Annotated in this window: 24 protein-coding genes; 2 read left to right on the forward strand and 22 right to left on the reverse strand. The window is 63.3% G+C overall.

The features are described 5' to 3' along the window. Window positions 1-91: 91 nt before the first annotated feature. From truA to rplN, 21 genes are all read right to left on the reverse strand, one after another. Complete coding sequence (gene truA, locus QP997_RS08110; protein ID WP_284846816.1) at window positions 92-1,060, reverse strand: tRNA pseudouridine(38-40) synthase TruA; 969 nt, start codon at window positions 1,058-1,060, stop codon at window positions 92-94. 232 nt (window positions 1,061-1,292) lie between these two features. Continuing rightward, on the reverse strand, window positions 1,293-1,763 hold the full coding sequence (rplQ, locus tag QP997_RS08115) for a 50S ribosomal protein L17 (RefSeq protein WP_070761540.1): 471 nt from the start codon (window positions 1,761-1,763) through the stop codon (window positions 1,293-1,295). Window positions 1,764-1,809: 46 nt separating this feature from the next. Then, the gene (locus QP997_RS08120; RefSeq protein WP_148813132.1) at window positions 1,810-2,823 is read right to left on the reverse strand and encodes a DNA-directed RNA polymerase subunit alpha; all 1,014 of its coding nucleotides are present in this window, start codon (window positions 2,821-2,823) and stop codon (window positions 1,810-1,812) included. 113 nt (window positions 2,824-2,936) lie between these two features. Further along, window positions 2,937-3,542, reverse strand: a complete 606-nt coding sequence (gene rpsD, locus QP997_RS08125; protein WP_012359613.1) for a 30S ribosomal protein S4 — start codon at window positions 3,540-3,542, stop codon at window positions 2,937-2,939. 25 nt (window positions 3,543-3,567) lie between these two features. Next, window positions 3,568-3,975, reverse strand: coding sequence for a 30S ribosomal protein S11 (gene rpsK / locus QP997_RS08130; protein ID WP_070761542.1), 408 nt, complete (start codon window positions 3,973-3,975; stop codon window positions 3,568-3,570). Then, window positions 3,975-4,343: a 30S ribosomal protein S13 gene (gene rpsM, locus QP997_RS08135; RefSeq protein WP_012359611.1), complete on the reverse strand. Its 369-nt coding sequence runs from the start codon at window positions 4,341-4,343 to the stop codon at window positions 3,975-3,977. Before rpsM ends, rpsK begins: the two co-directional genes overlap by 1 nt. Window positions 4,344-4,582: 239 nt before the next feature. After that, the gene (gene infA, locus QP997_RS08140) at window positions 4,583-4,801 is read right to left on the reverse strand and encodes a translation initiation factor IF-1 (RefSeq protein ID WP_018018723.1); all 219 of its coding nucleotides are present in this window, start codon (window positions 4,799-4,801) and stop codon (window positions 4,583-4,585) included. 177 nt (window positions 4,802-4,978) lie between these two features. Then, on the reverse strand, window positions 4,979-5,773 hold the full coding sequence (gene map, locus QP997_RS08145) for a type I methionyl aminopeptidase (RefSeq protein ID WP_284846817.1): 795 nt from the start codon (window positions 5,771-5,773) through the stop codon (window positions 4,979-4,981). A 157-nt stretch (window positions 5,774-5,930) separates the two neighbouring features. After that, window positions 5,931-6,476: an adenylate kinase gene (locus QP997_RS08150; protein WP_284846818.1), complete on the reverse strand. Its 546-nt coding sequence runs from the start codon at window positions 6,474-6,476 to the stop codon at window positions 5,931-5,933. Further along, window positions 6,473-7,807: a preprotein translocase subunit SecY gene (gene secY, locus QP997_RS08155; RefSeq protein ID WP_284846819.1), complete on the reverse strand. Its 1,335-nt coding sequence runs from the start codon at window positions 7,805-7,807 to the stop codon at window positions 6,473-6,475. Before secY ends, QP997_RS08150 begins: the two co-directional genes overlap by 4 nt. A gap of 370 nt (window positions 7,808-8,177) precedes the next feature. Further along, window positions 8,178-8,624, reverse strand: coding sequence for a 50S ribosomal protein L15 (gene rplO / locus QP997_RS08160; protein WP_070644715.1), 447 nt, complete (start codon window positions 8,622-8,624; stop codon window positions 8,178-8,180). Between the two features lie 2 nt (window positions 8,625-8,626). Then, window positions 8,627-8,812, reverse strand: a complete 186-nt coding sequence (gene rpmD, locus QP997_RS08165; protein WP_070644714.1) for a 50S ribosomal protein L30 — start codon at window positions 8,810-8,812, stop codon at window positions 8,627-8,629. 3 nt (window positions 8,813-8,815) lie between these two features. Continuing rightward, a complete protein-coding gene (gene rpsE, locus QP997_RS08170) occupies window positions 8,816-9,457 on the reverse strand; it encodes a 30S ribosomal protein S5 (RefSeq protein ID WP_070644713.1) in 642 nt (213 codons plus the stop codon). 40 nt (window positions 9,458-9,497) lie between these two features. Further along, a complete protein-coding gene (gene rplR, locus QP997_RS08175) occupies window positions 9,498-9,908 on the reverse strand; it encodes a 50S ribosomal protein L18 (RefSeq protein ID WP_012359603.1) in 411 nt (136 codons plus the stop codon). Continuing rightward, the gene (gene rplF / locus QP997_RS08180) at window positions 9,908-10,444 is read right to left on the reverse strand and encodes a 50S ribosomal protein L6 (protein WP_070758302.1); all 537 of its coding nucleotides are present in this window, start codon (window positions 10,442-10,444) and stop codon (window positions 9,908-9,910) included. The genes rplR and rplF overlap by 1 nt, the downstream gene beginning before the upstream one ends. Before the next feature lie 18 nt (window positions 10,445-10,462). Then, window positions 10,463-10,870 (reverse strand): 30S ribosomal protein S8, encoded by a 408-nt coding sequence (gene rpsH, locus QP997_RS08185; RefSeq protein ID WP_284846820.1) that lies wholly within the window; start codon window positions 10,868-10,870, stop codon window positions 10,463-10,465. Window positions 10,871-11,320: 450 nt separating this feature from the next. Continuing rightward, complete coding sequence (locus QP997_RS08190) at window positions 11,321-13,384, reverse strand: PhoX family protein (protein ID WP_284846824.1); 2,064 nt, start codon at window positions 13,382-13,384, stop codon at window positions 11,321-11,323. Between the two features lie 170 nt (window positions 13,385-13,554). Next, window positions 13,555-14,043, reverse strand: coding sequence for a hypothetical protein (locus QP997_RS08195; protein WP_284846821.1), 489 nt, complete (start codon window positions 14,041-14,043; stop codon window positions 13,555-13,557). Window positions 14,044-14,246: 203 nt separating this feature from the next. Next, a complete protein-coding gene (gene rplE / locus QP997_RS08200) occupies window positions 14,247-14,828 on the reverse strand; it encodes a 50S ribosomal protein L5 (protein ID WP_012359598.1) in 582 nt (193 codons plus the stop codon). 2 nt (window positions 14,829-14,830) lie between these two features. After that, on the reverse strand, window positions 14,831-15,142 hold the full coding sequence (gene rplX / locus QP997_RS08205; protein WP_012359597.1) for a 50S ribosomal protein L24: 312 nt from the start codon (window positions 15,140-15,142) through the stop codon (window positions 14,831-14,833). Further along, on the reverse strand, window positions 15,143-15,514 hold the full coding sequence (gene rplN, locus QP997_RS08210; protein ID WP_070758299.1) for a 50S ribosomal protein L14: 372 nt from the start codon (window positions 15,512-15,514) through the stop codon (window positions 15,143-15,145). Between the two features lie 485 nt (window positions 15,515-15,999). On the opposite strand from rplN, the gene QP997_RS08215 reads away from it, so the two are divergent. Together QP997_RS08215 and QP997_RS08220 are read left to right on the forward strand one after the other, a co-directional pair. Then, the gene (locus QP997_RS08215) at window positions 16,000-16,383 is read left to right on the forward strand and encodes a YgdI/YgdR family lipoprotein (RefSeq protein ID WP_284846822.1); all 384 of its coding nucleotides are present in this window, start codon (window positions 16,000-16,002) and stop codon (window positions 16,381-16,383) included. 188 nt (window positions 16,384-16,571) lie between these two features. Next, window positions 16,572-17,501, forward strand: coding sequence for a siderophore-interacting protein (locus QP997_RS08220; protein WP_284846823.1), 930 nt, complete (start codon window positions 16,572-16,574; stop codon window positions 17,499-17,501). 201 nt (window positions 17,502-17,702) lie between these two features. Here the strand turns inward: QP997_RS08220 and QP997_RS08225 are convergent, their stop codons facing one another. Continuing rightward, window positions 17,703-18,869, reverse strand: a complete 1,167-nt coding sequence (locus QP997_RS08225; RefSeq protein WP_502870445.1) for an MFS transporter — start codon at window positions 18,867-18,869, stop codon at window positions 17,703-17,705. Window positions 18,870-19,282 lie beyond the last annotated feature (413 nt).

A 19,282-nucleotide genomic window follows, 5' to 3' on the forward strand; every position in this document is an offset into this window, starting at 1 on the left:
TTTGGGCGAAAAAGATAGGCAGAAAGCCACCCAGGCACAGCCGCCGTCAAACTCATCCACAGCCCGGATCCTACCCACCCCCAAAGCCGCTCTACAGCTCCCGCACCGCCCGCGTCTCCGCCGCTCGCGCCGCCAACTCCTCCGGTGCCGGGTAGTCCACGCCCACCAGGTTCAACCCCTCCGCCGGCGCCACCGGCACCTGGGAGCTGCGCTCATCCATCTCCAGCAACTCGGCCGTGAAAGTCTCCGGGCGCTTGCCCTCCCCCACCGTCAGGCACGCCCCCACGATGGAGCGCACCATCGACCAACAAAACGCGTCCGCCACCACGTGCGCCTCATAAGTCTGTGGCTCCGAGGGCGTGGACACATCCTTCCAGGTGAACTCCTGCAGCTCCCGGACCGTCGTCGCCCCCTCGCGGGCCTTGCAGTAGGCAGCGAAGTTATTCAGCCCCACCAGCGCATCCGCCGCGACCTGCACCTTCTCCAGATCCACGGGCCTGCGCCACCGGGCGGTGTCCCGCACCCGCCGTGGCAGTGGCCCGCCCGGGGCCGTGCACACCCGGTACACGTAGTGCCGCCGCAGGGCAGAAAAGCGGGCGTCAAAGCCCTCCGGGGCAGCCACCGCCGCGTTCAGGCGAATATCCTCCGGCAGCATCCGGGAGAGCCGCCGCACCAGATCCTCCGGCCTAGCGAGGCTCCGCTGCGTGAAGGCCTCCGCCGGAATATCCGCGTGGCAGACCTGCCCATCGGCGTGCACGCCGGCGTCCGTCCGCCCCGCCACCGTCAGCTCAATCGGAGTGCGGCACACCAGCGAGAGTTTCTCCTCCAGCACGCCCTGCACGGTCCGCAGGCCCCCCTTCTGCGCCGCCCAGCCGTGGAAATCCGTCCCGTCGTAGGAGACGTCCATCCGCACCCGAACAGTCGCCCCGCCACCGTCCGCGGCGTCCGTCACGACGTCACCCACCGCACCGTTAGCAGCGACGTCGCCATCCGCCCCCGTCACCGTCGTCCCGGTCCCGGTCGTCCCAGCCCCCGCTGCCCCAGTCTCCGTTGAACTCATGCCCCCAAACCTACCCGGCGGGCTCGTTGCCACCGAAACCCCGCCACCAACGTCTGCTCCCCTCCAGGGCTCCTCCCCAACCCGGCTCACCGCACCAGCCAGGCAACCCCAGCCACCGAAACCCCGCCAATAGCAAAAGCCGGGCACCACGCTCATGCGTAGTACCCGGCTTACCGGCAGGCCCTCACGGAGCCCGCCAGTTGGGAGATCGAAGGATCACCTCAGTGGAGAATTACTTCTCCTCTGCGGCCTCGTCCTTCTCCTCAGCTGCCTCAGCAGCCTTCTTCTCCTCGGCCTTCTTGGATGCAGCAGCGCGGGTTGCACGCTCTGCCTCCTTGGAGGCCAGCTCCTCGGTCACCAGGGAAATCTGGGACATCGGAGCGTTGTCGCCCTTACGGTTCTCCAGCTTGATGATGCGGGTGTAACCGCCCTCACGGCCTTCGAACTTCGGGGCCAGCTCGGTGAACAGGTGGGACACGACGTCCTTGTTCGGGATGAGCTTCAGAACGTTGCGACGATCAGCCAGGGTGCCGTTCTTGGCCTTGGTGATGATCTTCTCAGCGTAGGGACGCAGGAGCTTCGCCTTGGCGTCCGTGGTCTTGATTGCGCCGTTCTCGAACAGCTGGGCTGCGAGATTGGACAGGATCTTCTTCTGGTGGGAAGCAGATCCGCCCAGACGGGCGCCCTTCTTAGGGGTTGGCATGTCTTCTCCTCGAGTGGGTTAAAAGCTTTGAGCGCTTAAGTGCGATTTACTCCGCGATGTCTTCGCCCTCGGTCTCGACCCACTCACCGGTCTCGGCGTCGTAGCCTTCGATGTCGGAGAGGTCGAAACCTTCTGGGGAGTCCTTGAGTGCCAGGCCCAAGCCAGCCAGCTTGACCTTGACCTCGTTGATGGACTTCTGGCCGAAGTTCCGGATGTCCAGCAGATCGGACTCGGTACGAGCAGCCAGCTCACCAACGGTGTGGATCTCTTCCCGCTTCAGGCAGTTGTAGCTGCGCACGGAGAAGTCCAGGTCCTCGATCGGCATGTTATATGCGGCGATGTGCTCGGATTCCTGGGGGGACGGGCCGATTTCGATGCCCTCCGCCTCGGTGTTGAGCTCCTGTGCCAGGCCGAAGAGTTCGACCAGGGTCTTGCCGGCGGACGCCATGGCGTCGCGCGCGGACATGGAGCTCTTGGTCTCCACGTCGAGGATCAGCTTGTCGAAGTCCGTGCGCTGCTCGACACGGGTTGCCTCGACCTTGTAGCTGACCTTCAGGACCGGGGAGTAGATCTGGTCGACAGGGATGCGACCGATCTCATCGGTGGAGGTGGCGGCTGGGACGTAGCCACGGCCGCGCTCAACGACCAGCTCGATATCCAGCTTGCCCTGCTCGTTGAGGGTGGCGATGTGCAGGTCCTTGTTGTGGACCTCCACGCCAGCTGGGGTCTCGATGTCTGCGCCGGTGACCGCTCCTGGGCCTTCCTTGCGCAGGTACATGGTGACCGGCTCATCGAAGTCGCTCGACAGGACGAGGGACTTGATGTTCAGGATGATGTCGGAGACATCCTCCTTCACGCCCGGGACGGTGGTGAACTCGTGGAGCACACCATCGATCCGCAGGGAGGTCACGGCTGCACCTGGGATGGAGGACAGCAGGGTGCGGCGCAGGGAGTTGCCGAGGGTGTAGCCGAAGCCCGGCTCAAGCGGCTCGATGACGAACCGGGAGCGGGAGTCGTCGATGAACTCCTCGGACAGCTCTGGACGCTGGGAAATCAGCATGTGTTACTTCTCCTTGTCGGCGACCGCTATTTGACGCCGGTAGCAGGATTGCCGTGCACCGTGGTGGTAGACGGCGGGGAGTAAATGTCTGTTTTTCAGATCGGTGTCGTGGACTACTTGGAGTAGTACTCGACGATGAGCTGCTCCTGCAGCGGGATGTCGATCTGAGCGCGCTCGGGCAGCTGGTGCACGAGGATGCGCAGGGTGGACGGAACGACCTGCAGCCACGCCGGAACGTTGGCGTCGACCAGGTTGTCCTGTGCCTCATCGAACCACAGCATGGAGCGGGAACGATCGCGGACATCGATGATGTCGTACTGGGAGACACGGAAGGACGGAACGTTGATCTTCTTGCCGTTCACGGTGAAGTGACCGTGGGAGACCAGCTGACGTGCCTGGCGACGGGTGCGTGCCAGACCAGCGCGGTAGATCACGTTGTCGAGGCGTGCCTCCAGCAGGATGACCAGGTTGTCACCGGTCTTGCCCGGCATTGCGTTGGCCTCTGCGTAGTAACGGCGGAACTGCTTCTCCATGACGCCGTAGGTGAAGCGAGCCTTCTGCTTCTCCTGCAGCTGGATCAGGTACTCCGACTCCTTGATGCGAGCGCGGCCAGCCTGACCCGGTGGGTACGGGCGGCGCTCGAAGGAACGGTCGCCACCGACGAGGTCGACGCGGAGGCGACGGGACTTACGGGTAACTGGGCCGGTATAACGAGCCATTGTTTATCCCTTAACCTTTCTTTTCTTAGACGCGACGACGCTTCGGTGGGCGGCAGCCGTTGTGCGGCTGTGGGGTGACGTCGGCGATGGTGCCGACCTCAAGCCCAGCGGTGGACAGGGAGCGGATTGCGGTCTCGCGACCAGAGCCCGGCCCCTTGACGAAAACGTCGACCTTCTTCATGCCGTGCTCCATTGCCTTGCGGGCAGCGGACTCGGCAGCCATCTGTGCGGCGAAAGGCGTGGACTTGCGGGAGCCCTTGAAGCCAACCTGGCCGGAGGATGCCCACGAGATGACGTGGCCCTTCGGGTCCGTGATGGACACGATGGTGTTGTTGAAGGTGGACTTGATGTACGCGTGACCCTGGGTCACGTTCTTCTTGACTACGCGACGGCCGCGGCGGGCGCGCGTAGCGGTGCTCTTCGGTGCAGCCATTACTTCTTCTTTCCTGCGATCGTCTTCTTCGGGCCCTTACGGGTACGAGCGTTGGTCTTGGTGCGCTGGCCACGGACTGGCAGGCCACGGCGGTGGCGCAGTCCCTGGTAGGAACCAATCTCGATCTTGCGACGGATGTCGGCCTGGATTTCGCGGCGGAGGTCACCCTCAACCTTCCAGTTGTTCTCGATCACGTCACGCAGAGCTGCGAGCTGCTCGTCGCTCAGGTCCTTGGAACGCAGGTCCGGGGAGATGCCGGTCTTTTCCAGCAGCTCCTTGGATCGGGCTGGGCCGATTCCGAAGATGTAGGTCAGTGCGACCTCCATGCGCTTTTCGCGTGGCAGGTCTACACCAGCAAGGCGTGCCATATGGCATTATCCTTCCGGTTTTACGGCGGTTTTCTCCGTACTCATCCCGGTGGTCTGCTTCCTTCTTTTGACGACGTCACCCGCAATGGGGCGGATCAATCTTAAGAGGTTCAGCAGCGGGCTCCGGCCGCCGCGGCCAGAGGTAGGCAACCTCACCCACATGGCCACGTGTTGCGCGGCCGTGCCGCATGTGACCATGGGCGGGTGAGATTTGGATGTACGAAGGCTGACAGAGTTTTTTACTTGTAGCGGTAAACGATACGACCACGGGAGAGGTCGTATGGAGAAAGCTCGACTACAACGCGGTCCTCAGGAAGGATGCGGATGTAGTGCTGGCGCATCTTGCCAGAGATGTGTGCGAGCACCTTGTGCCCGTTATCCAGCTCGACTCGGAACATTGCATTCGGCAGGGGCTCGACGATGCGGCCCTCAACCTCAATGGCACCTTCTTTGGCCATATCCTCCACATTTCCCCGATGAACATGCTGGTCATCGGCTATTTGTGCGTGTATCGCTACGATGGTGCGGCCTGCTTGGCTCCCCGTTTTTGGGGTGCGTCACCTGCACCATCGGTCTATCGTACACGTGACCTGGGGCTTTAACAACTGCCAGGCAGAGCGGAGGAGGCCGGTGGATTAGCGGCGCGGGGTGAGGATGCGCGGGCCACCGGCGGTGGCGGCGACGGTGTGCTCCCAGTGGGAGGAGTAGCTGCCGTCCACGGTGACCACTCCCCAATCGTCGTCGAGGACGGCGGTGTCGATGGTGCCGAGCGAGAGCATCGGCTCGATCGCGAGCACGGAGCCTTCCTGGATGACCGGACCGCGGCCCGGGCGGCCCTCGTTGGCGAGGTACGGGTCCTCGTGCATGCTGCGGCCGATGCCGTGCCCGCCGTAGCCGTCGATGATGTGCAGTGGCACGCCGAACTTCTCCTCGGCCTTGCGGGTCGCGAGCTCGAGGGCGTGGGAGACGTCGGTGAGGTGGTTCCCCGGGCGCATCGCCTTGAGCCCCTCCATGAGGACCCACTCGGTGGCCTGGTTGAGCAGCTCGTGTTCGCGGGCGATCTCGCCGATACCGAAGGTCCAGGCGGAGTCCCCTACCCAGCCGTCGAAGATTGCGCCACAGTCGATGGAGACGAGGTCGCCTTCCTTCAGGACGACGTCCGCCGCCGGGATGCCGTGGACGACCATGTCGTTGACGGAGCTGCAGATGGAGCCCGGGAAGCCCTGGTAGCCGAGGAAGGCTGGGGTTGCGCCGGCCTCGCGGATGGTGGCCTCGGCGATCTCGTCGAGGTCGAGGGTGCTCACCCCGGGCTTCGCGGCGGCCTTCACGACCTGCAGTGTGCGGCCGACGACCTCGCCTGCGGCCTGCATGGCGTCGAGTTCCGCGGGTGTCTTCGCGGCGATCTTCTTGCTCTTCTTTCGGAAAGCCACCGAAAGCCTCCTTGTTCTTGTGTTCTTGTAGCCCGGATTGGTGGGCCAAAAGTTAAACCCGCCCACCGGTGACGTCCGGAAGATGGGCGGGAAAAGGCGGACCGTTGGGCCCTACCAGGATCGGCGCCGCGCATGCGGGCGGCGGCTAATCCCGGTTTTACTTGTCCAGGGCGGACAGGGTGGTCTCGGAGATGTCCTCGACGGAGCCCTCGGCATCGATGTTCAGGATGCGGCCCTGGTAGTAGTCGATCAGCGGTGCGGTCTCCTCGCGGTAGACCTGCAGGCGGGTGCGGATCGTGGACTCGTTGTCGTCGTTACGGCCACGGGAGAGCATGCGCTCGACCACGACGTCCTCGGAGACCTGGTAGTTGATGACCGCGTCCAGCTTCAGGTCCTTGTCCTTGAGCATCTCCTCGAGCAGGTCAGCCTGCTCGATGGTGCGCGGGAAACCGTCCAGCAGGAAGCCGTTGGCGGCGTCGCTCTCGTCGAGGCGGGCGCGAACCATGTTCGCGGTGACCTCGGTCGGGACCAGCTTGCCGGCGTCCATGTACTCCTGAGCCTGCTTGCCAAGCTCGGTGCCCTGGGAAATGTTCGCGCGGAACAGGTCGCCCGTGGAGATGTGCGGGATGTTCAGTGCGTCGGAGAGCAGCTGGGCCTGGGTGCCCTTGCCGGCACCGGGAGGGCCGAGGAGAACTAGTCTCATTTGAGGAATCCTTCGTAGTTAGCTTGCATCATTTGCGATTCGATCTGCTTGACCGTGGTCAGGGCCACGGACACGAGAATCAGAACCGCGGTACCACCGAACGGCATGCCGCCGCCGGAGGCCTGGGACGTGTCCACTCCCAAGTTAATGAGGATGTTGGGCAACACCGCAATGATACCCAAGTACAGGGAGCCCACGACCAGAAGGCGGTTCATGACGTAGCCGAGGTACTCGGCGGTTGGGCGACCCGGGCGGATACCCGGAATGAAGCCACCGTACTTCTTCATGTTGTCCGCCTGGTCGTACGGGTCGTACTGGACGGAGACGTAGAAGAAGGAGAAGAAGATGATCAGCGCGAGGTAGACCAGGATGTACTGCCATGCCGCGGGGTTCTGCAGGACGGACATGACGTTGCGGTTCCACCAGTTGTTCGCGACGTCCTCGCCGGCGGCGGCACCGGACTGGATGATCTGGGTGATCAGGATCGGGACGGTCAGCAGGGAGGACGCGAAGATCACCGGGATCACGCCGGCCTGGTTGACCTTGAGCGGCAGGTAGGTGGAGGTCTCGCCGTACTGGCGGCGGCCGATCATGCGCTTGGCGTACTGCACCGGGATGCGGCGCTGGCCCTGCTCGACGAAGACCACGCCGACGATGAGCAGCAGCATGCCGAAGACCACGGCACCGAAGATGAAGCCACCGGAGTTGGAGAGGATGGATACGCCCTCCCCCGGCAGGGTGGTCGCGATACCCGCCATGATGAGCAGGGACATGCCGTTGCCCACGCCGCGGTCGGTGATGAGCTCGCCGAGCCACATCACGAGAACAGCGCCGGAGGTCATGATGAGCACCATGACGGCGAGCCCGAAGATTCCGACCTCGTCCTTGAGGACTGGGATGCCCTGGCCGAGCAGCTGCTCGCGGTCCGCCAGGGCGACGATGCCCGCGGACTGCAGCAGGGCTAGCGCGACGGTGAGATAACGGGTGTATTCCGTCATCTTCGCCTGGCCGGTCTGGCCCTCCTTCTTCAGCTGCTCAAACTTGGGGATCACCACGGTGAGCAGCTGCACGATAATCGACGCCGTAATGTACGGCATGATGCCGATCGCGAAGATGGACAGCTGCAGCAGCGCGCCGCCGGAGAAGAGGTTGATCAGCGAGTAGACCGCGGAGGATTCGGTGAGCTCCGAGATCTGCTTGGTGATGTTTGCGTAATCGACGCCCGGCGTTGGGATCTGCGAGCCGATGCGGTACAGGATGATCATCGCAAGAGTGAAAAGGATCTTCTTGCGGAGATCAACGTTTTTGAACGCCCCGGTGATGGCGGACAAACTGGCCTCCTGTGTTGGTGGGCCCGCACTGTGGTGGCCGCGCGAGTTTTCGCGGGGCTGGTGCCGCAGGGCGTGCGCCATGGAATTGAAGTCTTTAGTAGCAAAGTAGCAGCCGGTGCAGACACGACTTTCTTCGCCGTGCTACCGGTTGCTTATTATGCCACCCCTGGGCGGCCGCTGGATGAGGGTCGCCTAGGCAGATAACCAAACCAGAGTAACAGTTTTGCTGCTGGTTTAGAAAGTTTCCGGCCTGCTTAGGGCGTGGATTATAGAAACAACAAGACCCCGCCGGTGCGTGGTGCACCCTGCGGGGTCTTGCTTTGGCGTTACCGGGCGGGGAAAGCCCCTCGCCAGGTCGCGTTATTCAGGCTTAAGCCTCCGTGACGGAGCCGCCTGCCTTCTCGATCTTCTCCTTAGCGGAGCCCGAGAACTTGTTTGCGGTGACGTTCAGCTTGACGCTGATCTCGCCGTTGCCCAGGACCTTGACCGGCTGCTTAGCGCGGACCAGGCCAGCTGCGACGAGGTCGGCAACTGCGACGTCGCCGCCGTTCGGGAAGGCCTTCTCGAGGTCGGAGACGTTCACGACCTGGAAGATGACCTTGTTGTTGTTCTTGAATCCCTTGAGCTTCGGCAGACGCATCTGCAGTGGCATCTGGCCACCCTCAAAGTATGCAGGAACCTTGTTGCGGGCCTTGGTGCCCTTCGTACCACGACCAGCGGTCTTACCCTTGGATGCTTCACCGCGACCCACGCGGGTCTTGGCCTTGTTTGCACCCTTGGCCGGACGGAGGTCGTGGAGCTTGATTGGATCGCTCATGTTTACTCCCCTGCCACTTCTTCAACCTCGACCAGGTGGCGAACGGTGTGGACCATGCCGCGGGTGACAGAGTTGTCCTCGCGGATGACTTCCTGACCGATGCGCTTCAGGCCGAGGGAACGCAGCGTGTCACGCTGGTTCTGCTTCTTACCAACAGTGCCCTTGATCTGACGGATCTTCAGTGCCATGGGTTATGCCCCCTGTCCTGCAGCACGGGCGCGCAGCATGGCTGCCGGAGCAACCTCTTCGAGGCTCTTGCCACGACGTGCGGCGACCTCTTCTGGGCGCACGAGCTCCTTGAGGCCGGCCACCGTTGCGTGAACAACGTTGATGGCGTTCGGCGAGCCGAGCGACTTGCAGAGAATGTCCTGGACGCCAGCGCACTCCAGCACCGGGCGGGCTGCGCCACCGGCGATAACACCGGTACCTGGGGCAGCCGGACGCAGCATGACGACGCCTGCTGCGGCCTCGCCCTGCACCGGGTGGGTGATGGTGCCGTTGATCATCGGGACGCGGAAGAAGTTCTTGCGAGCTTCCTCGGCACCCTTCTGGATAGCAGCCGGGACTTCCTTGGCCTTGCCGTAGCCGACACCGACCATGCCCTGACCGTCACCCACGATCACCAGAGCGGTGAAGCTGAAGCGACGACCACCCTTGACGACCTTGGACACACGGTTGATGGTGACGACGCGCTCGATGTACTGGTTGCGCTCGTCCTGCTGGTTGTTGCGACGATCGTTACGGCCACCGCGCTCGTTGCGGCCGCCGCGCTGGTTGCGATCGTTGCGGTTGTTCTCGGCGGAGCGTCCGCCGTTACGGTCACGTTCCGACATCACGCGTTCCTTCCGTTGGAGTTCATGGTGTTGGTGATCATTAGAACTTCAGACCACCTTCGCGGGCGGCGTCTGCCAGAGCGGCGACGCGGCCGTGGTACTGGTAGCCAGCGCGGTCGAAGACGACTGCCTCGATGCCAGCTTCCTTCGCACGCTGTGCGATCAGTTCGCCAACCTTGGCGCCACGTGCCTTCTTGTCGCCCTCGACTCCACGGACCTCTGCTTCGAGGGTGGACGCAGCGCACAGGGTGTGACCGACGGTGTCGTCGATGATCTGTGCGTGCATGTGGCGAGAAGAACGGTGCACGACGAGACGCGGGGTCTCCGGGGTGCCCTGGATGGTCTTGCGGATGCGGTTGTGACGGCGGGAGCGCGCAACGCGACGGCGAGTGGAGATGTCCTTGCCCAGCGGGAGGCGCTTGCCAGCCTTGTTGGAATCGTTGTTGCTCATTACTTACCCGTCTTTCCGACCTTGCGACGGACCTGCTCGCCCTCGTAGCGGATGCCCTTACCCTTGTATGGGTCATCCTTGCGCAGGCCACGAATGTTGGCGGCGATCTGTCCGACCTTCTGCTTGTCGATGCCAGAGATGGAGAACTTGGTGTTTCCGTCCACGGCGAAGGTGATACCTTCGTCAGCCTTGATCAGGATTGGGTGGGAGTAGCCCAGGGAGAACTCGAGGTCCTTGCCCTTGAGCTGCACACGGTAACCAACGCCGAAGATCTCCATCTTCGTGGTGTACCCCTCGGTCACGCCAACAACCATGTTGTTGACGAGGGAGCGGGAAAGGCCGTGCAGGGAGCGGTTCTTGCGGTGATCGTCCGGGCGGGAGACGATGATCTCGTCGCCTTCCTGTGCCACTGCGATCGGCGCTGGGATGTCAGTGTTGAGGGTGCCCTTTGGGCCCTTGACCTCAACGTTCTGACCGTTGATGGTGACGGTGACGCCAGAAGGGACGGACACCGGAGCGAAGCCGATACGAGACATGCTTGGTTCCTCCTTCTATTACCAGACGTAGGCGAGCACTTCGCCGCCGACGCCCTTGTTCGAGGCCTCACGGTCAGTCAGCAGGCCGTGGGACGTGGAGATGATCGCCACGCCCAGACCACCGAGAACCTTTGGCAGATTGGTGGACTTGGTGTACACACGCAGGCCTGGCTTGGAGACGCGGCGGACACCGGCGAGAGCGCGCTCGCGGGTCGGGCCGTACTTGAGGGTGATCTCAAGCTCCTTGCCTGCCTTGCCATCCTTGCGGTCGTTGACGGCAAAGTCTTCGATGTAGCCTTCCTGCTTCAGGATCTCAGCAATGTGAGCCTTGAGCTTGGAGGAAGGCATCGTGACGCTGTCGTGGAACACGTTGGAAGCGTTCCGCACGCGGGACAACATGTCCGCGATCGGGTCAGTCATGGTCATGGTTTAGGTGACCTTTACCTTTCTCGTTGCGGTTCCCGTTCCCACCCTTTTCGCGTGCACCGCGACTCGCTGGCGACTAACGCACTTCCAAGCCCAATAGCTTGGGGCGCTCGCTACCAAGATGTGTCCGCGGCCGCTATGGGCAGGGGGCCTACAACAAAGTGGATGTTTTCTTACTAGCTCTTGTTGACTGTGTGAGCAGATCTGCGCACGTCAAGTGTGCTGTGGGCACACTTTTCCCGCAACAAGACTCAACAAGCTTAGCAACCTGCGTATTTATTGCCAAGCCGAGGGCGGTGGGCCCGCTAGCTATCCACTCCAGGCTTCTCGCGTCCCCCGTGGGGCGACTGACCACGAAGCCGCGGCGCAGACCCATTCGCTGCACCGCGGCTTTATCCTGTGGCTCCCCCGCTAGGCCTCCCCCAAGGCCTTTCCGCTAGACCCTTTCCGTTAGGCCTCAATACCGATCTTCTTACCGTCGCGGCGCCACACCACAGCCACGGCCGGGCGCGGCACCGAGTTGCCGCCCTCGGGCCAGTGGGAGGCCGGCTTTTCGAAGGTGGCGTCGTCGTCCTCGCCTGGGTGCTGGACGTTCACCATGACGCGCTCGTCCGTAACGATCGGGCCACAGGTCTCCGCAGCCACCGGAACGGTGAGGAAGCAGCGGGTCTCACCGCGATTCTCGCCCTTCAGGCCGACCGCGTACAGGCCGTCGTTGCTGTCCAGGGCGTTGCCGTCGGTGGAGATCCACAGGTTGCCGTGGGAGTCGAAGGCCAGGTTATCCGGGCAGGAGATTGGGGAAACCTTGGATTTATCGAAGCCACCGAAGTAAGTCTCTGCTTCCTCCGGGTCGCCACAGACCAGCAGCAGGTTCCAGGTGAATTTCTCCCCCGCGTGCTCGTCGTCGATCTCCATGACCAGGCCGTTCTTGTTCTCCTTGATGGGAGCGTATTCCTTCGGGTCTTCCTGGTTCTTCTCGGCGTTCTCGCCGGTCGCACCGCGGTACTTGTTATTGGTCAGGGAGACGTAGAGCAGGCCGGTGTGCGGGTTGGCCTCGAAGTCCTCCGGGCGGTCCATCTTGGTCGCACCCACCTTGTCTGCAGCCATGCGGGTGTAGACGGCGACCTCCTCCGGGGTGAAGCCCTCGACGTGGGACTCCGCACCGTCCGCGGTGACGGTCAGCAGCTTCTTCCACTGGCCGGTGCCGTCGAACTTGCCATCCTCTGGCAGCTCGCCGTCGCCGGTGATCTCCTTGTCCGGGGAGTTGCCCTTCAGGGTGGCGACGTAGAGAGTGCCCTCGTCGAGGATGGTCATGTTGTGCTTCATGTCCCCCTCCTTGATCTTCTTGGAGGAGACGAACTTGTAGATGTACTCGAAGCGGGCGTCGTCGCCGGAGTAGCAGACGACGGTGCCGTCGTCGGTGACGTAGATGTTGCCGGCCTCGTGCTTGAAGCGGCCCATGGAGGTGTGCTTGACCGGGGTGGAGTACGGGTCGGTCGGGTCGACCTCGACCATCCAGCCGAAGCGGTGGAACTCGTTGGGTTCCTTGGAGAGGTCGAAGCGGTCGTGGAGGCGCTCCCACTTGCGCTCGGAGGCTCCCTCTGGCGGGTCGAAGCGCTTGATGTCCTCCTTGGCCTTGCCCTCGACCTGGGCCTTGTCGGCGTTGGCCCAGTACTGCTCGAAGTTCTCCTCGCCGGAGAGGAAGGTGCCCCACGGGGTGATGCCGCCGGAGCAGTTGTTCAGGGTGCCGCGGACCTTCTTGCCGCTCGGGTCGGCCTTGGTCTTGACCAGCTCGTGGCCGGCGGCCACGCCGCGCATCTCGAAGATGGTCTCGCCGGTGATGCGACGGTTCAGCGGGCCGAACTCGCGCTTGAGCTCGCCGGTCTTGCCGACCTTGGAGACCTCGAGGATGGTGTGGCCGTGGTTGGCCAGACCGATGTTGATCTGCTCGTCGGTGGGGTTCTCGGCGTCGTAGCGCGGGAACATGTGTGGCTCGGTGGTGTACTCGTGGGAGCACACGTAGAGCAGGCGGTTCGGGTCCTTCGGGTGTTCCAGCAGGCCCGCGAAGTCGTTGTTGAAGCCGAACTGGCGCTCCGCAGCCTTGGCGGTCTGCTTGTACGGGTCGAACTTCGGGGCGTCCGGGAAGATCGGGTCACCCCAGGCGATCAGGACGCCGGAGGCGTAGCCCGCGGGGACCACGAGCTCGTCCTTCTCATTGGCAGCCACTGGCTCGAACTGCATGCCCTTGAGCGGGCCGGGGGCCTTGCCGCCCTCGGAGGAGCTGACGGACTGGGCGGTGCTGCCGTCTGCGCAGGCCGCCAGTGCACTTCCGCCGCCGACCGTCAGCGCTGCCAGGCCAGCGCCCCGCAGCACGCTGCGGCGGGAGATGTCCCCGAAGTATGGGTTCGAGGAGGTGTTTGAGCACTCCCCGAAGCAGGCGTTACCGCACTTGTAGGTACAGGTGCGGGACGAGCGACGAGATTGGAACAGCAGGTTCATGCCCTTGATTGCCACGTAATTGTCCTTCTTCTTGTGGGTCTTGCGAAGAACAAGATAGGCAAGCGAGGTGACCTGCAAGGGAGGCCAGAGTGAATCCGGCGTTAATTGTCTGTACCCCCTGGCGTGGCGCCTCCCCTACTCGTTTGCGCTCCCCCGGAGTGCGCCGCGCCAGAACCTGCGCGGGGTTAGTTGTCGGCCTTGAGCGCCCGCTTTGCTGCGCGCTTCTCGGCCTTCTTGATCTTCCGCTTCGTGGCGAACTTATTGGCACCGTCGGCGGCATCCATGGCGACGAGCCCGGCGCCGATCGCGACGAGGAAAACGTTGGAGGAAAGCTGCAGGCCCTCCTCGGTGGGGCGGATGCCGTCCTCGTGGGTCATGTTGGGGTTGCGGAAGTACATGGAGAGCAGCCCGGCGCCGAAGGTGGTCAGGGCCGCACCGGCGAGCTTGTTGGAGACGAAGGGCGCGAGCAGGGCGCCGCCGACCGCGAGTTCTGCCCCGCCGAGGATATTGGCGAATTGATCGCTGGGCAGCTTCTTCAGGGCAGGAACGCCAGAGGCGGCGAACTGCTGGAGGCCAGCGGACTTGGCTGGCTCGGCGCCGAACTTCTCGATCGCAGAGTTGACGATGTAGGCGCCCGGGACGGAACGCAGGATTGCGCTAGGCAGGAAAGACATTTTTGCTCCTTTGCTGTTCTTCGCATCTCCGGCACGGAAACACCGGGATGCTGATAAATGCAGAATGATCCCCAGCTTAGCGACGAAACCCCACCCCTGTCGATGACGTATCACCTTGTTCCGCGAATACCCGTCCCCCAGATAGCAACAGCGCCCCACCGTGATCGGTGGGGCGCTGCCAGAGTGCTACAGAAGACTAGAAACTAGTCAGCCTGCTGCATCTTGCCGTCCTTGTCCTTGAACGGGAAGCCGAGGCGGCGCAGCAGCGCGCGGCCCTCTTCGTCGTTCGTGGCAGTGGTGACGACGGTGATGTTCATACCGCGCGGACGGTCCATCTTGTCCACGTCGATCTCGTAGAACATGGTCTGCTCGGAGAGGCCGAAGGTGTAGTTGCCGTGGCCGTCGAACTGACGGTCGGAGAGGCCGCGGAAGTCACGAATACGCGGCAGCGCGATCGTGAGCAGGCGGTCCAGGAACTCCCACATGCGGTCGCCACGCAGGGTGACGCGGGCGCCGATCGGCATGCCCTCGCGCAGCTTGAAGTTAGCGATTGCCTTCTTCGCGGTGCGGACCTGCGGCTTCTGGCCGGTGATTGCGGTCAGGTCAGCGATTGCGCCGTTGATCATCTTGGAGTCACGTGCAGCGTCGCCGACGCCCATGTTGACGACAACCTTGGTCACGCCTGGGATCTGCATGACGTTGTCGAAGTTGAACTCGGCCTGCAGCTTTTCCCGGATTTCCTCACGGTACTGAGCCTTCAGACGAGGAGTGTAGTTGTCGCTCATCCTTAGATGTCCTTCCCGTTGCGCTTGGATACGCGGATCTTCTTGCCGTCTTCGAAGCGGTAACCAATGCGGGTCGGGTTGCCGTCGGAGTCGATGACCATCACGTTGGAGACGTGGATCGGTGCCTCCTGGGTCACGATGCCGCCGGACTCTGCGCCACGCTCAGGGGCGGAGTTGGCTACGTGCTTCTTGATGCGGTTGACGCCCTCGACAAGAACCTTGTCGCGCTTCGGGTAGGCCTCGATGACCTTGCCCTTAGCACCCTTGTCCGGGCCGGAGATAACAATGACGGTATCGCCCTTGCGGATCTTCATTTACAGCACCTCCGGAGCAAGCGAAACGATCTTCATGAACTTCTTCTCGCGAAGCTCACGAGCGACTGGGCCGAAGATACGGGTACCACGTGGGTCGTTATCGTTGGCCTTGATAATGACGGCTGCGTTCTCGTCGAAAGAGATGTAGGAACCGTCTGGGCGGCGGGTTGGCTTCTTGGTGCGGACGATGACTGCACGCACGATTTCGTTTTCCTTGACGGTGCCGCCTGGGGCTGCTTCCTTGACGGTTGCAACCACGACATCGCCAATGCCAGCGCTGCGCTTGACGGAGCCGCCGAGCACGCGGATGACCAGGATTTCCCGGGCACCCGAGTTGTCAGCTACTCGCACGCGCGATTCTTGCTGAAGCACTTTAGAGTCTCCTAGAACCTAGTAGTTGGTGTGCGCGGGATTTCCGACCCTCACGCACGCGGTCCTTGCCTCGGTTCTGCGCGCACGACAAAGCATGCCCGCGCGAGGCAACCTGCACATTATGGCACAGGCTGGCTGGCCTCCCAAATCTTGGCCGTCGAGGTGCTATGGGCTCAGCCAAGCCCGAGAGTGGCAGACTGTGAATTTCCGCACATTGAGCGCGCTTTTAGACCCATTTTTCGCGCGCGGGCTGGGGCTTTACCCGCGACCTGCACGAAAAGCTGGAAAGAAATAAAAATAGTGGTTGTTTTTTATCATCTTTCGCTTATACTTTGCTGCGTACGCGCTGGACGTGGTCGAAAATTTTTCGCCGGGTTCGTGGCAGCACCGGGGAGCCGGTGGTGCATGAGGATTCAGCGCCGGATCGTTCTCACACCTCATTGACACAATCGGTCCTCGACATAAGGGGCCGGGAAGGATTCTTCGTGAAGAAGACCATCATCGCACTCGCAGCTGCTTCCTCCGTCGCTCTGTCCCACGGCGTCGCCGTCGCCCAGGAGCCGATCAAGGACGACAAGGTTGCCGCCTCCTCCGTCCAGGAGGGCAAGGAGAACCCTTCCGCTAAGGGTTCTTCTTCCGCTCAGGACTTCTTCGGCTGGGAAGACGGCACCACCCCGAAGCTGAACAAGGACGGCAAGCAGATCATCGTCGACGGTAAGCCGCAGTTCGAGAAGGCGACCTCCACCTGGGAGAAGTTCAAGGATGTCGCTGCTGTCATCGCCGGTGTTGTGACCCTGCTGGGTTCCATCTCCGCTCTCTTCGCGAACATCGAGAAGATCGCCAAGCAGTTCTCCAACTTCGGCAAGTAATACTGTCGCTCTGCCCGGCTAAGCAGCCGGCCTGAGCCCCAGCGGGGCCCGAGGATCACCCTCGGGCCCCGCTTTTCTTTGCCCGCGTTTCAGACCCTGCGCAGCCCTCCCCGCACAGTTATCGCGGGGATCAGACCCGCCCGCCCCCCTTCCAGCTGGAGTCAGGTAAGGGTAAGCTAATTCCCGTCATGAATAATGCTGCCCCATCGCTCACGAAGCTCACGCCCAGCTCCCGCCAGCAGGCCGCGTTCTCCGATCACAGCCTGCTCACCCCGCCGCAGGTCGGAGAGCATGGGCTCCTCCGCGCCACAGTCCGCACAGTTTCTGCACCGTCGCCCCGGCTGCGCCGCATCACGCTACATTCTCCCGCCTTTGCGACGCACCAACTCTCCGGCCCGGATGAGTTCTTCGGGCTGCTCATGCCACAACCCGGCGCGCCACTACACCTCCCGCAGCACCCAGGCGGTGAAAATCTGCGCGCCGCCGTCGCCGCGATGCCCGAACACATCCGGCCGAACCTGCGCTGGTACACCGTGCGCCGTTTCGACCCCCACGAAGGCGATCTCACCTTCGACATCGTGACCCACGGCATCACTCAACAGAACCTCGACACCGATGAGCAAGTGGGCCCGGGCCTGCGATGGTGCCTCTCCGCCCAGGCGGGTTCGGAAGTGGGCATCTGGACCGCCCAGGGTCTATGGCACCGCGCTAGCTCGGCACAGACCCTCATCGCGGACCCCTCCGCGCTGCCGTCCCTGCGCGCGATCCTGGAGTACACAGCAGCCTTCGCACCACAACAGCTTCAGGATATGCACGTGATTGCGGTCGCGGAAAACTCCGAGGATATTGAGCCGAAGTTACTCTCGGAATGGCAGGGCAGGCTCGGCAGCCTTGAGCTCCTATTCTCCCCCGCCACCGAATTCGCCACGCACACCGCGCGCCTACTCGAGCGCATAGATTACCTCGAGCACCCCGCCCGCCTCGCCCGCTACGTCTGGGTTGCCGGCGAGGGCAGTCTCTGCAAGCAGGTGCGCCGGCACTGCGTGAACACGTGGCAGCTCAGCCCCGCCGAGGTGCAGTGGTGCCCATATTGGTTCCTCGGCAAAGCCCGCCCTTAGGGACCGCCGCTGCTCGGCGGCGACCGGAGCGCGGCCGCCGCACACTTTGAGCCCCATGTCGCGGGCAGCGCGTTGCTAGATCCCCGACCGCGGCGCGGTGAGCGATACATCTTTCACGATGGCGGGCCGTCGCCGTAGCCCGCGCTGCACCCCGGGCTCCCATCCCCCGCACAGTGATCCCGAAGAGCAATCTGCCGGCCCCTAGAGCGCAGAGACCGAGCTCTGCTTGCGCAGCGTCTCCCTACCAAAGCACCAGGCCACCACCGCTATCCCCGCGACCACGCCGCAGGCCAGGAATCCCGCGCGGAAGCCGGCCTGTTGGATCAACAGCCCCACGATGATCGGCCCCAGGATCGCGCCAGTATCCTGCGCCATCTGGAAGTTCGCCAACACCCGGCCACCTGAACGTTCCGCCCCGATCACATCCGCGAGCACCGCCTGCTGCGCCGGGTTGAACAGCCCCGCTCCAGCACCCGCCAGCACGCTGAGCAGCAACAGGGACCAGACCCGGTCGGAGAAACCCAGCGCCGCGGTGAACGCACCATTGGCCAACAGCCCCACCAAGATCAGCGGCTTGCGCCCAACCTGATCGGCCGCCCGCCCGCTGAACTGCTGCACCACCGCATTGCCCGCAGCAAAGGCGGCCATCGCCAGCCCAGCATAGGCTGCCCCGGATTCGAAGATCGCCGCCGCCAGCAGCGGCAGGGTCGCCACGCGCGCACCGAAATTCAACCAGCCGTTGGCAAAGCCACCAACCAGGGCACTGCGGTAGGCGGAGTCCGCGAAGGCCTCCCGGAAACGCATGGGGGTGGTCGGCCGCCCGCTCTCCGTGGGCCGCACACCGACAGAGGCCGGCATGCGCCTCCACACCACCACGGCCGCCAGGAATACTGCCGCACCATAGATCGCGAAGGGCGCACGCATGCCCAGCACCGTCAGCATCGCGCCGAGCACTGGCCCCAGCACATTGCCCAGCAGGAATGCGGTGGCATACAGGCTGGAGCATCGCCCGCGGATCTCGGGTGGGGACAGGCGAACGATCAGCCCCATCGCGGAGACCGTGAACATCGTGGAACCAATACCCGCGATCAGGCGCAGCAGCAGGATGTGCCAGTACTCCCCCACGAAGGCCACCAGGCCGGTGGTTCCCGCCACGATCAGCAACCCCGATAGGTAAATCCGCCGCGAGCCCAGACGGTCCACCAGCCGGCCAGAAACGGGCGCGAAGGCCAGGCGGGAGAAGGCAAAGATACTAATGACCGCACCAGCGGCGGCCACGCCCACGTTGAAGGACTGCGCGAACTGCGGCAGGATCGGCGCGATCAGCCCATAGCCCAGGGCGATGATGAAGGCCGCGGCCACGAGCACCCAAATAGACTGAGGTACCGCAGGTTTCTCGGCTACCGCCGAGGCTGGCTTGTCGGCTGTAGCCGAGCTAGCTTTCTCGGCAGGTGCCGAACCGGGGTTCTCGGGGCCCGCCGAGCCAGGCTTCCCGCCGCCTACCATCGCGGAGCTCCCCTCGGGCTCCACCCCAGGTTTTAACTCATCATCAGGTGCCATATCAACCAACGCTATACCACCGCGATCGGCAGCCAGGCAGCGGCCTTAAGCCTCCGCGTACCCCTGCTTCGCCTGCGGCCGCCGCCCGAAGGCGTCCACGAGGTAGCCAGAGAACAAACGCGCGACCGTGGCACCGTCGACCCAGGAGCTGGATGCGAAAAAAGACGGTTGTCCACGCTACGCCTGTTGCACTGCATGCAAAAACCCCGCGCTCGGTATAC

Origin of the sequence: Corynebacterium sp. MSK039, assembly GCF_030232315.1 — a bacterium.
In the GTDB taxonomy this organism is placed as follows: domain Bacteria; phylum Actinomycetota; class Actinomycetes; order Mycobacteriales; family Mycobacteriaceae; genus Corynebacterium.

Coding starts and splice junctions, on each gene's coding strand:
- truA (WP_284846816.1), bottom strand. CDS start 1,060: ATGAGTTCAACGGAGACTGGGGCAGCGGGGGCTGGGACGACCGGGACC.
- rplQ (WP_070761540.1), bottom strand. CDS start 1,763: ATGCCAACCCCTAAGAAGGGCGCCCGTCTGGGCGGATCTGCTTCCCAC.
- QP997_RS08120 (WP_148813132.1), bottom strand. CDS start 2,823: ATGCTGATTTCCCAGCGTCCAGAGCTGTCCGAGGAGTTCATCGACGAC.
- rpsD (WP_012359613.1), bottom strand. CDS start 3,542: ATGGCTCGTTATACCGGCCCAGTTACCCGTAAGTCCCGTCGCCTCCGC.
- rpsK (WP_070761542.1), bottom strand. CDS start 3,975: ATGGCTGCACCGAAGAGCACCGCTACGCGCGCCCGCCGCGGCCGTCGC.
- rpsM (WP_012359611.1), bottom strand. CDS start 4,343: ATGGCACGCCTTGCTGGTGTAGACCTGCCACGCGAAAAGCGCATGGAG.
- infA (WP_018018723.1), bottom strand. CDS start 4,801: ATGGCCAAAGAAGGTGCCATTGAGGTTGAGGGCCGCATCGTCGAGCCC.
- QP997_RS08150 (WP_284846818.1), bottom strand. CDS start 6,476: ATGAGACTAGTTCTCCTCGGCCCTCCCGGTGCCGGCAAGGGCACCCAG.
- rplO (WP_070644715.1), bottom strand. CDS start 8,624: ATGAGCGATCCAATCAAGCTCCACGACCTCCGTCCGGCCAAGGGTGCA.
- rpmD (WP_070644714.1), bottom strand. CDS start 8,812: ATGGCACTGAAGATCCGTCAGATCAAGGGCACTGTTGGTAAGAAGCAG.
- rpsE (WP_070644713.1), bottom strand. CDS start 9,457: ATGTCGGAACGTGACCGTAACGGCGGACGCTCCGCCGAGAACAACCGC.
- rplR (WP_012359603.1), bottom strand. CDS start 9,908: ATGAGCAACAACGATTCCAACAAGGCTGGCAAGCGCCTCCCGCTGGGC.
- rplF (WP_070758302.1), bottom strand. CDS start 10,444: ATGTCTCGTATCGGCTTCGCTCCGGTGTCCGTCCCTTCTGGCGTCACC.
- rpsH (WP_284846820.1), bottom strand. CDS start 10,870: ATGACCATGACTGACCCGATCGCGGACATGTTGTCCCGCGTGCGGAAC.
- QP997_RS08195 (WP_284846821.1), bottom strand. CDS start 14,043: ATGTCTTTCCTGCCTAGCGCAATCCTGCGTTCCGTCCCGGGCGCCTAC.
- rplE (WP_012359598.1), bottom strand. CDS start 14,828: ATGAGCGACAACTACACTCCTCGTCTGAAGGCTCAGTACCGTGAGGAA.
- rplX (WP_012359597.1), bottom strand. CDS start 15,142: ATGAAGATCCGCAAGGGCGATACCGTCATTGTTATCTCCGGCCCGGAC.
- QP997_RS08220 (WP_284846823.1), top strand. CDS start 16,572: ATGAATAATGCTGCCCCATCGCTCACGAAGCTCACGCCCAGCTCCCGC.